Source organism: Bergeyella anatis (genome assembly GCF_036016955.1).
In the GTDB taxonomy this organism is placed as follows: domain Bacteria; phylum Bacteroidota; class Bacteroidia; order Flavobacteriales; family Weeksellaceae; genus JAYWXI01.
This window is the reverse complement of sequence record NZ_JAYWXI010000026.1, coordinates 1-11,271: the sequence shown is the minus strand read 5'-3', so window position 1 is coordinate 11,271 and position 11,271 is coordinate 1. Positions and strand designations below refer to the sequence as shown.

The 11,271-nt window shown below is 30.8% G+C and carries 12 protein-coding genes; all 12 read left to right on the top strand.

Annotated elements, in window-relative coordinates:
* Positions 1-1,504: type VI secretion system Vgr family protein (locus VQ048_RS11285; RefSeq protein ID WP_327611780.1), on the top strand; the 1,504-nt coding region annotated here is incomplete at its 5' end.
* A gap of 67 nt (positions 1,505-1,571) precedes the next feature.
* The gene (locus VQ048_RS11280) at positions 1,572-2,558 is read left to right on the top strand and encodes a DUF2931 family protein (protein ID WP_327611779.1); all 987 of its coding nucleotides are present in this window, start codon (positions 1,572-1,574) and stop codon (positions 2,556-2,558) included.
* A gap of 117 nt (positions 2,559-2,675) precedes the next feature.
* Positions 2,676-3,755: a DUF2931 family protein gene (locus VQ048_RS11275; protein WP_327611778.1), complete on the top strand. Its 1,080-nt coding sequence runs from the start codon at positions 2,676-2,678 to the stop codon at positions 3,753-3,755.
* Between the two features lie 15 nt (positions 3,756-3,770).
* Complete coding sequence (locus VQ048_RS11270) at positions 3,771-5,291, top strand: phospholipase effector Tle1 domain-containing protein (RefSeq protein WP_327611777.1); 1,521 nt, start codon at positions 3,771-3,773, stop codon at positions 5,289-5,291.
* Positions 5,292-5,300: 9 nt separating this feature from the next.
* Entirely contained in the window at positions 5,301-5,855 is a 555-nt protein-coding gene (locus VQ048_RS11265; protein WP_327611776.1) for a hypothetical protein, read from the top strand.
* Positions 5,840-7,759 carry a hypothetical protein gene (locus tag VQ048_RS11260; RefSeq protein WP_327611775.1) on the top strand — a complete coding sequence of 640 codons (1,920 nt, stop codon included), beginning with the start codon at positions 5,840-5,842 and terminating at the stop codon, positions 7,757-7,759. The genes VQ048_RS11265 and VQ048_RS11260 overlap by 16 nt, the downstream gene beginning before the upstream one ends.
* Positions 7,756-8,376 carry a hypothetical protein gene (locus VQ048_RS11255; protein ID WP_327611774.1) on the top strand — a complete coding sequence of 207 codons (621 nt, stop codon included), beginning with the start codon at positions 7,756-7,758 and terminating at the stop codon, positions 8,374-8,376. The genes VQ048_RS11260 and VQ048_RS11255 overlap by 4 nt, the downstream gene beginning before the upstream one ends.
* 298 nt (positions 8,377-8,674) lie before the next feature.
* Positions 8,675-9,178 (top strand): hypothetical protein, encoded by a 504-nt coding sequence (locus VQ048_RS11250; protein WP_327611773.1) that lies wholly within the window; start codon positions 8,675-8,677, stop codon positions 9,176-9,178.
* A 70-nt stretch (positions 9,179-9,248) separates the two neighbouring features.
* Positions 9,249-9,473 carry a hypothetical protein gene (locus VQ048_RS11245; RefSeq protein ID WP_327611772.1) on the top strand — a complete coding sequence of 75 codons (225 nt, stop codon included), beginning with the start codon at positions 9,249-9,251 and terminating at the stop codon, positions 9,471-9,473.
* The gene (locus VQ048_RS11240) at positions 9,470-9,928 is read left to right on the top strand and encodes a hypothetical protein (RefSeq protein ID WP_327611771.1); all 459 of its coding nucleotides are present in this window, start codon (positions 9,470-9,472) and stop codon (positions 9,926-9,928) included. Before VQ048_RS11245 ends, VQ048_RS11240 begins: the two co-directional genes overlap by 4 nt.
* A 2-nt stretch (positions 9,929-9,930) precedes the next feature.
* Entirely contained in the window at positions 9,931-10,377 is a 447-nt protein-coding gene (locus VQ048_RS11235) for a hypothetical protein (protein ID WP_327611770.1), read from the top strand.
* A gap of 113 nt (positions 10,378-10,490) precedes the next feature.
* Entirely contained in the window at positions 10,491-10,919 is a 429-nt protein-coding gene (locus VQ048_RS11230) for a hypothetical protein (protein WP_327611769.1), read from the top strand.
* The last annotated feature ends 352 nt before the right edge of the window (positions 10,920-11,271 follow it).

Here is an 11,271-nt window from a genome sequence, read left to right as displayed (position 1 = left end):
ATTATTAGAGAATGGGAAGAATAGCCGTAGTTTTGAGAAAATGACGGTAGAGCAAATTATAGCAGAAGTATGTAAAAATTACCCACCAGAAGCCAAAGTAAAAGTAATAGGCGGTTTAAATACCAAAAACTCATTGGACTATACGGTTCAGTATAATGAGTCAGACTATGCGTTTTTGACTCGTTTAGCCAATCGTTTAGGGGAATATTTTTATTATGATGGCAAACAGCTTATTTTTGGTAATCGAGCCCAAAAACAAATCACTCTAAGTGAAGGCGATGATTTAGCCGAAGTTAGTTTTGATTTAAAAATACAGAATCAGAATTTTACCCAATATGTTTACGATGAAGCCTTTGGAGATGTCTTTACGCACAATGCTGATAATGCCTTTACACCTCCAAAAGACAATCCTATATTAGGTACGGCGATACAATTAGCGAAAAAGACTTTTACGCAGAAAAGTAGTCATTATTCAAGTAACTTTACTATGGGTGATGAAGATAGTGATGCTCGTTATAAAGTTCCACTATACAAAGAGAAATTGCAGCATATGATGTGGGTTAAGGGCAAGAGTCGTAATCCACTACTCAAATCAGGGAGTTTAGCCGATATGTACGATATTAATGGAAAAGCGATGGAAATTTATCGTATTTTGGAGATAACCCATCACTTAGATGGTGATACCTATTGGAATGAGTTTGTAGGTATTCCTGATATTTTTGTGTCACCTTATGTAGATGAGAATGCTTTTGCTAAATGTGAAGACCAACCTGCTATTGTAAAGGATAATAACGACCCACAAGGTTTAGGACGAGTAAGAGTACAGTTTATTTGGCAACGCCCTACCAATGAATATTCGCCTTGGATACGCGTAGTACAGCCTCACGGCGGTTCGGGTAAAGGTTTTTATTTTATCCCCGAGATAGATGAGGAAGTTATGGTCTCTTTTGAAAACCAAAACGCCGAAAGACCCTATGTCATCGGTAGCCATTACAACGGAAAAAGTAAAAGTGGGTATGCTACCTCAGGAAATGACAAAAAGGTAATCCATACAAGGAGTGGCACTAAGATTATTCTAAATGATGCTGAAGGTAGTGTCTTTATAGAAGACCCAAGTGGAAACACCTATTTTATGGACGGACAAGGTAACATCAATGTGAATGCTCCTAAAAATATGACTTTTACCGCAGGAGAAAATGTAAATATTAGTGCGGGTCAAAATATAGTAACTAATGCAGGACAAAATATGAATATAGGGGTTGGTAATAATATGAGTACTAATGTAGGAAATGACCATAGTGTACAAATTACAAACAATCATACTTTTAATTCAAATGATTATCAGCAAAATGTCAAAGGGAATAAGACCATTGATGTTGGAGGAAGTTTAGAGGAATCTACCTCTGAAACTACTCATAGAGCGAAAAGTGGTGATATTCTTATGCAGAGTGCAGGAGTTGCCCAAGTTCTAGGAAAAATAGATGCTAAAGTTAATAAGGGATAAGATGAAAAAAATAGTAGTTCTATTTATACTGATAACAAATATAATATCATGCCAAAACAAAAGAATTATGGAACAAGAATTTGAATGGGAAGAAAAAAAGACGGCACCACTGGGGTATCCCGTAGAAGTATATAGAGGTGGCTTTGAAACAAAGGAGGGCTACTTTAGAAGTTTGGTAAGCGGTATAACCACAGGTAAGCATGGTTGGGGTTATGGAGGTGGCGGTATGGGTAGTTATATGGCCCCCATACCCGACCATTTGCACACTATATGGTTTTCTTATGCAGAGTCTTGTTTTTACGAGGTAGATACAGAGATAGACAAAGCAAAAATGCTATCCCTTTTTAGAGAGGGGTACAATAGAGTAGATGCTAATGATAAAATACGTCCTGATAATTATAATGAAATTGTAGCAGGCTTTGCCCCTGGAGGTGTAGTAGTGGTATGGGTAGCGGGAGTTACACAGCAGGTAGAAATCGGTAGATACCAAGGAAAAAAGATTGTAATCCCTCAAGAGGAAATAGATGCGTTGCCTCAAGAAGACAAATTGCTATTTGATAAAGAAAATCAAAAAGAGGTAATGGAAGATAATAGCGTAATCCCTCAAGAAGTTATAGAAGCCAATAAAAACAAGCCTATACCTTTTGGTTTATGGGATACTTATCGAAAGAAATACCCATGGCGGTTAGTTTTTAAGTTTAGAGGAGAAACAAAATTATATTCTAATGAAACTGTTACCATGAAATTAATAAATGGGGAAAGATTAGATTTATTCTATAATAGTTTTCCAATGAATACACCTTTTTATCAAGCAATACCCAAAGAAGTTTTATTTTCATGGGAAGTTTCAGAAGGTACTTTCTATGGCGGTGGTTGTGAATTTGAAGAGGAGGCTATTCTATCCGCTTTTGAAAAAATTTTTAGAGATGCAGAGGAAGATGTTACAGCAGATTTGGTAATTTCAGTAAATCAAGCTAATACCTATATGGTAGTTAGATTAATAGGGAATGGTAAGGAAATCGTGATTCCTACTACAAAAGTTGAGGCTTATTAAACTATAGAATTATGGCAAGAACATTTGTATACAACACAGGCTCACTCAAAGAGTCTATAGAAGATATTCACTTACAAGTAGGAGTGTTGTTTTAAGAAAAAAATAAAAAAATAGAGTATGAAAAAAATAGTATTTCTATTTATACTGATAACGAATATAATATCCTGTCAAAATAAAAACAATATGGGACAAGAATTTGAATGGCAAGAAAAAAAGGCAGCACCACTGGGGTATCCTGTAGAAGTATATAGAGGAGGCTTTAGCACAAAGGGAGGCTACTTTAGAAGTTTAGTAAGTAGTATAACCACAGGTAAACATGGTTGGGGTTATGGAGGTGGTGGTATGAGCAGTCATAAGGCACCTATACCAGATCATTTACACACTATATGGTTCTCTTATGCAGAATCCTGTTTTTATGAGGTAGATACAGAGATAGATAAGATGAAAATATTAGCCCTTTTTAGAGAGGGGTATAATTGGATGACGGCCAATGGAAATATACGCCCTGATAATTATGATCGAATTACAGCAGGTTTTGCCCCAGGAGGTGTGGTAGTGGTATGGGTAGCAGGAGCTACCCAGCAGGTAGAGGTAGGTAGGTATCAAGGTAGGAAGATTGTAATCTCTCAAGAGGAAATAGACGCGTTACCTCAAGAAGACAAATTGTTATTTGATAAAGAAAATCAAAAAGAGGTAATGGAAGATAATAGTGTAATCCCTCAAGAGGTTATAGAGGCCAATAAAAACAAACCTATACCGTATGGTCTGTGGGATACTTATCGTAAGAAATACCCATGGCGATTAGTCTTCAAGTTTAGAGGAGAAGCTGTTTTGAACTCAAAAGGTGCGATTAAAAATAAATTTTTAAATGGGGAAAAATTTGAGCTGTACGCTAAAGACTTTCCAATAGAAACCCCTTTTTTACAAGCAGTGCCAAGAAGTTTTTCTTTCTCATGGAAGGCAGAAGATGGTTTCTATTACGCAGGATCTTGTGATTTTGAAGAGAAGATTATATTATCAGCATTTGAAGAAATATTTAGTGATAATAACAAAGACATTACAGTAGATTTGGTAATATCTGTTAACCAAGCCAATACCTATTTTATAGTGAGGCTAATCGGCAGTAATGGGAAAGAGATTATTATTCCTACACCAAAGATTGAGGTATTCCGAGCAACTCGTTATGATAATATGTAATAATAATTCTAAATTATGGCAAGAACATTTGTATATAACGCAGGTACATCCAAAGAGTCTATTGAAGATATCCACTTACAAGTAGGAGTTTTTTTTGATGGAACAGCTAATAACAGAACAAATACAGAGATACGGAAAAAAATACAAAAAATAGATGAATATGCAGACCAGACTAAAAAAGAAAATGTAGCTACATTGGGAGATAAAATAGATTATTATACTTCAGTACTGAGATCAAATTACAAAAACGACTTTTCAAATATAGCACGACAATCTTTTAGTACAGAGCCTGATATTTATACTATCTACATAGAAGGTATTGGTACAGAAGATAGAAAAGGAGATTTCGTCAGAGGTCAAGCATTAGGTATGGGAAAAACAGGAGTTATAGCAAAGGTCGAAAAAGGATGTGAAGAATTAGCCAAGAGGATAAAAGATGTAAGAGATGGTTCTGATGATAATAATGGGAAAAAGATAAATGTCACGGTTGATGTATTTGGTTTTAGCCGAGGGGCAGCTGCAGCTCGTAATTTTTTGTATGAAATCAACGGAAATGGTAAAAAAAATACTTCTTCCAAATTGGGATATTTGGGAGAGTATTTATTATCCGAAGAGATTTTAAATAAAAAAGAATTGCAAGAACTTGGATTAACCGTCCGTTTTTTAGGATTGTATGATACGGTATCTTCCTATGGGACAGATCATGATGATGTAGAGCAGCTACACTTGAATAACATTGGAAGTATAAAAAAAGCGGTACACTTTACAGCTATGGATGAGCATCGCAAAAACTTTGCTCTTACACGTTTACCTCAAGCGGAAGAGTTTGATTTGCCGGGTGTACATAGTGATATAGGAGGAGGGTATAATGATAATCCTGAAAAAGATGAAGAAGAGGTTACTATAGACGAATACTCCTCTAAAGAGGCTATAGATTTACTTGTTGATAACTTGAAGGAGCAAAGTTGGTATAAAGAAAAGCAATTAACTATAAAACCAGTTTATATAGGTTCAGGTTATGTTTATGATGATCATAATTTGGTTTATTCATTAACAGGTAAACGAGTTTTAAGCAAAGCTTATAGCTTTATACCGTTAGAATTTATGGATAGAAAGTTTAAAGAAATTATCGATGATGAAGAAAAGCAAAATATTTTTATTAAAAGTAAAGAAGTCGGTAAAAAATATTCAATAGATGGTCATCCTGTTCTTATAGAGTCAAAGAAAAGACTTGAGGGTTATGTATTTGGTGGAAGAGAAAAATGGGTATATAGAACAAAAAAAGAATTGGAAGAAAAAAAGCTGAAGGAAAACACAGAGGAGTATAAACAGTATATAGATAATAATGAATCTGATAATGGAAATAATGAGGTAGTACTGGTCTATGATTTACCACCTATTGAAATTACTGCAATAAGAAACTTATTAGGTAGACTAAGAAATGAGTATCTGCATTGGTCTGCCCACTACGACGATAAGAAGCTTGGAATACCCCCAATGAATCCAACATCCGATAGAAAAAGAAAGGAATATTAAACCACAATTATGCACTACCGTATAGAAACTATTGTCAATAAAAAATTAAGCCCTACTTATACCAAAACTTTACAAACTATTCGTAAAGCAAGCATTCTATACGATAAAAAACAAGACGGACTTAGCCGATACTTAGTGCTTACAACTCAATACAAATTCTCTGATCAAGAGAACTCAACGCAAGCAATCCTCAAAAAAATTGCTTATTTATTTGATCGTTTAGAATTAGGAGCAGATGAAAATAGACAGATATGTAGAGTGTTCAATCGGTCGGAGTTGAAAATGCGTTGGCAACTATTGGAACTTGAAATTTTAAAAAATAACGAAGGGTACGCTCTTAAAAGTTATTGTGCAAAGATTACAGAATTATTGTCTAAAGAAGACCAACTCATAGAGTTTCTACATCAGAACGATATGCTGGGTATGTTTTTCAATGGTAATCATACAGAAACTATGGGAGGGCAATTTTATTATAACGAAAAGCAGATTTTAGAGGAAGGATACTTAGAAATTAAAGCAGAGCATCATCACACAAAATATTCTATATTATGGCTTGGTTTTTAGGAAATAACAAGAAAAAATATCTGGAAAAGCTAAAAAAAGCTAACCAAGAACGAGAGGAAAAAGCGTCTATCAAAGCCATTGGCGATATTAGCCCTGAACAAAAAGAACAAAGGGCTAGAAAAGTAGAAATTGCTAAGGAAGAAAAAAAGCTGGAAGAGGCAAGAGAGAAACGCAAAGAGGAAGACAAGGCAACGGAAGACCAATTACTAATTGTGAATGGTGCTAAAATCAAAATGGGATCTCATATGGGTAGTTTTAAGGTTCTTAGTGATGTGCCTACTACACAAGGAAAACTTACCGGTACTGTTGTAGAAAAAAGTCCTGCAAATTTCACTTTTAATGACGGTTTTCAGTTGTTATCATTAACAGAATGGCAAGATGTAGGAACAATAAAGTATCAAGACAATAAAGTATTGATAAAGAAATCGAAGATTATTGCCACAGGTAAAATGCCTGGCAACACTCCACCTGAAACAGCCCCCATAGAATTTATAGATTCAGGACAAATCAATGTAGTAGAAAGTATTGATACAGATGGAATGCCTGTGCCGAGTTATGAAAACCCCGACTTTAATATAAAGATAGAATTAGTAGATACAAAAACCTTTGTACCTTTTGGAATACCTGATTTTAAAGGTAATAAAGAAAACGATTGTATTCAGTTTAAGTGTAAAATAATAGGAAGTGCGGTGGATAGCATAGAGTGGGAAATTTCTGATGAAGAGGTTATATATAAAGAGACTGTTTTACCAGAATTAATCGTTAGTTCTGGAAAATCAAAAAGAGAAGAAATAAAACAAAAGGAAAATATAGGAGTAGGCGAATATTTATTATCTTGGGATGGTTTTGATAATAATGACATTTATGATAGTACAAGGCTTAATAACAAAAGACTAAAAGTAAAAATCACGGCAATAAAAGGAGAACAGAAACAAACCGATGAAATAGAGATAAAGCCAAAATACAGTGTAGTAGAATGGGTAGATGTAAAAATTGATAAAAAAAATAAGAGAATAGATACAACACTTAGAGTAAACTTGAAAGATGGAGGAGCAAGAGGATTAGAGTGTGAAGATATATATATTTCTCCTAATCCTACGATACATCATACTCCTATTTGCCCTTGGGATAAAATCCCAAAAGAAGTGATTGAAAAAAACAAAAAAGAACCTATAAAAAGTAGAACCAAAAATTTTGAGGATTTAAAAGAATTAGCTATTAGAGGAATAGAAAAATATTGGAGTAGAAATAAATATAATATTGGAAAAGGTATAAAAATAGAAGGTGATTTTTATGAAATTTTCACTAATGCTGTTAATTTGGATCATCCTAAAAAAAGTCTTGATGATATCCCACTAATTTATAACACAAATAATGAATGGTCTCGTTCTGGGAATACTGGGGGAAGTTACAGTGATTATAATTTGGATGATAACTTCATGGATTTAATACCCGATCATGGAATAGTACAACGGATTTCCTACAATGTGGGATACATTAAACATAATTGGACAAATGATAAATATGATGGTTGGAGGTATTATTTTGATGATGAAAATGATAGTTTTTACAATGCTATATTTGAGTTTATGGAAACAGTAGCTCATGAAATTGGACATGAGATCTTACAAGCCTATGGAAATACTGTATACTCTTGGCAACATAAAGGAACTTCTTATTATTTCCCTCAAGATACTAAGCCGACTGAAGAAAATGAAAGTTTTTTGGATAAAGTTTTACATTTGGATTTTATGAAAAATACTCATGGTGAAAATTACCCCAAATATGGTGAAGTTGATTTAATGAAGTATTATAACTATAACTTAAGTCAAAGAAATAGAATAATTGCAGATGAAAAAGATGTAAAAAGTCTTATTTTTCTAACTAAACTAAAAATAAAATGATTATTGGATTTCTCTTTGTAGTGTATACAATCTTATCTCTTGTATTGATAAAAATTTTGAAAAATCGAAGGATAAAAAATAAGACGATTTTATTTATGATTTTTACTTTGGTTTTTCTTTCCATAAGCATTATACTATTCATAAGTTTATGGAACACATCTTCATATAGAGAAGAAGCTTTATTAACACAAGAGTACATTAATACGCATTTAAAAAAAATTCAAATTGTTAATGAAACCAATGATTCAATTAAAGTCATAATAGATTTTGAGTATTCTGATAAAGAGATAGAAAAAAGAAAGGATGTAATGGAAAATATAGCGGATTATTTTAATAAAAAGTCTTTAGTATATATAGAACCATTTTCTGATATGACTATTATACTTCCTATTAAAATCAATGAAAAAATAAGATTTCCTAAAAATTTCAAAATAAAACTTGATAATTCAAATAAGTCTATAACTTACAATGAAGAAATTTTTTTTAATAATGTAGTTTCTAAACCTAGAATAGAAAGTAATAAAGAAAAATATAAAGCCAATGAATGGATATTAATTATTAATAATAAGCTAGATTTTTATATGAAAAGAAATCAAAGTAATATTAATTCAAAATAACCTATAAAAAAATAGGAAAGGATAATTAAATACAAATAGTAATTGGTTACATTTTGGAAATTCTGGCATAGTTACATATGTCATTTCTCTTGCTGGAAATATAATATCACGGGAAGCTATTTGTTATAATGTAGGATATATAAGAGGTAATAATTGATATTATAGAATAGAAAATAAAGAAGATATAGAATTTAAATTTACATCTGCTCATGAAATCGGTCATGAAATATTAAAAGCTTTTGCTGATGTTTATTATTCATACGGACATAAAGGAACTGTAAATACTATTACACAGGAAATGAAAAGTGACGCACCTATATATCCTGAAAATGGAGAAATTGATATTATGCCATATTATCTAGATGATCCTCCAACTAAAATTTATAATAGATATGCTGCTAGCGAAAAAGATGTACAGGGATTGATATGGTTAACAAAAATAAAGTTTATTTTTTACTTAGTTTTTTTGGTTTTCTTGCAAAATTGTGGCAATTCAAATACAAAATTTTATCAAGGTTATGTATATAGCACCGAGAAAAAACCAATTGAAAACATATCTATATATGAAATCTTTGACTCTATAAATCAAGTGAAAACAAATAAAAATGGCTTTTTCAAAATGAGGATATCTACTGCCTATATTTCACAGTTTTTAATAGTTAAGAATGAAGGTAAAATATTGGATACAATTCAAATTATTTATACTCATCCAGAAAGAGGAGAACGATATTATTTTGTTGAAAATAGAAGTGATACATTGTTTATAGATAAATCAAAATTTGAAAATAAAAATAATTTGTAGAGTAGGTAAATTAAGAACTGAATATAATAAGACCAATCTTCTAAAAAGAGATTTCTATATATAAAAAAGCGTGGGAGAGGATTTATCTTCGGTTAAGATTGAAAAGGCTATAAGTATAGTTAAGAAGTCATTGATTGAAGGAGGTGTTGCATGCCCCTCTTCTGGAGAAATAGATTTAATGAAATACTTTAATAATGACCTATATTTTTTGGATTATGACTTTGAAAGAATTGCAGCAGAAGATAAAGATGTCGTTGGTTTATTATGGTTGACTAAAATAAAACTAAGTAAATGAAAAAATATTCATTCTTCATAATTTTTCTATGTACTATAAGTTGTACTCCCCTGATTGAAGATACTTATAGAGGATACATTTATATGAATAAAAAACCTCTAGTAAAAGTCAAAGTTATAGAGCAAAACACTAATAATTATACATTTACTAATAAAGAGGGATATTTTGTTCTTAAAAGAGAGAATATAAATTTTGTAAATAATTTAATCATTGAAGCGGATAAATCTAAAGATACTGTTGAATTATTAAGAGGAGGAGGGGTTAAAAACGCATATTATTATTTTTTAAACAAAAATATTGATACTATAGACTTGCATCGTGAAAGAGTATTAAAAAATCAGATTAAGTACAAGTCTAATTCATCATACTCTCATTTAAATCAAAGAAATAAAATAATTGCAGATGAAAAAGATGTAAAAAGTCTTATTTTTCTAACTAAAATAAAAGTTTTGTAATTATGGATTATGTTTTTATAACCTTTTTGTTATTGTTGTATTTGTGGATATTCGCAACAAATAAAAAAATCATTCAGAAAAAAACATCTGCTATTTTAGGAGGTATTTTACTTTTTATATTTGTGAGCTACGCAGGTTTTGTGTATTTATTTCACAAACACAAGAGAGCAAATAAAGAATATCAAAGGATTATTGAAGAATGGAATTTTTATATTTATGATAATAAAAATAATCCCATTAACAACTTTAAAATCATAGATTTATCTAATCCAGAAGAACCAAAAATAGTAAAAGAAAAAACATATAAAAATCAAGTTAATTTATTTAATTTCGTCAATAAAAGAATTGTTATTCATTCAGAAGGATATATTCCTGATACTATTTTTGTGAGTGTTGATGATTTGAACAGACAAATTTATTTAACACCCCATAATGAAAAAAAACCTTAAATTTTTCATCTATAGATTCGTAGTTTTGAAAAATTGAGGGAATTTGGGTGTAAGGGGAAGTATTTATTAAAAGATTTATCAAGATTAATTTGGTTAACAAAAATTGAGATAAAATGATTGTAAAATTTATAGTTTTTTCACTTATTTGCTCTTTTCTGATTTTAAGAATTTCCTATTTTAGAAAAAAGACTATCAAATTAAAAGTTTTAATATTCAGTTTATTTTTGATCATTTTTTTTATTACAGGAATATTTTTCCTCATTTTATTATGGAATTCTAGTGATGATTTTAGCTATAAATATAAATACATTAATTCAACTAGCTTTAGAATTTTAGATACTTATAATCAACCTATAAATAATATTAACATTAAAAGTATGAAAAAAAACTCTATCGTACAATTCGAAATAGACAGCTCTGGATTAGCAGTTTTTTATAACATAAATAATGAAAGAATTATTATTAGTGCTAAAGGTTATAAAAATGACACTATTTTGTTGAAAAATTATAGTTTAGATACAATACATTTAAAACCAAATTAATAAAATAATGTTGCCTAAGTCTAACTATAAATAATTGGTGCAAAAGTGATAATAAAAAAAGTATAAATATGAAACAAAAATCGGACTGTAATCTTCAACTGTGTTAAGCAACATTAACCTAAACTAAATATTGGAAAAGATTTCGCAAGTATCTTAATGCAAGAAAAGCTCAGGATATTTATTTTGAACACAGGGTTCTCATAAGTATTTTTTTTCAAAAAAACAAAAAATAATTTGGTTATATAATAAAATTATATTACATTTGAAAGGGAGAAAAATGTGCAAATGCATTTTTACCATAGTCATTATTACTAACATAAAAATTTTTTGCTTATGATTTCAAATAAAGGAA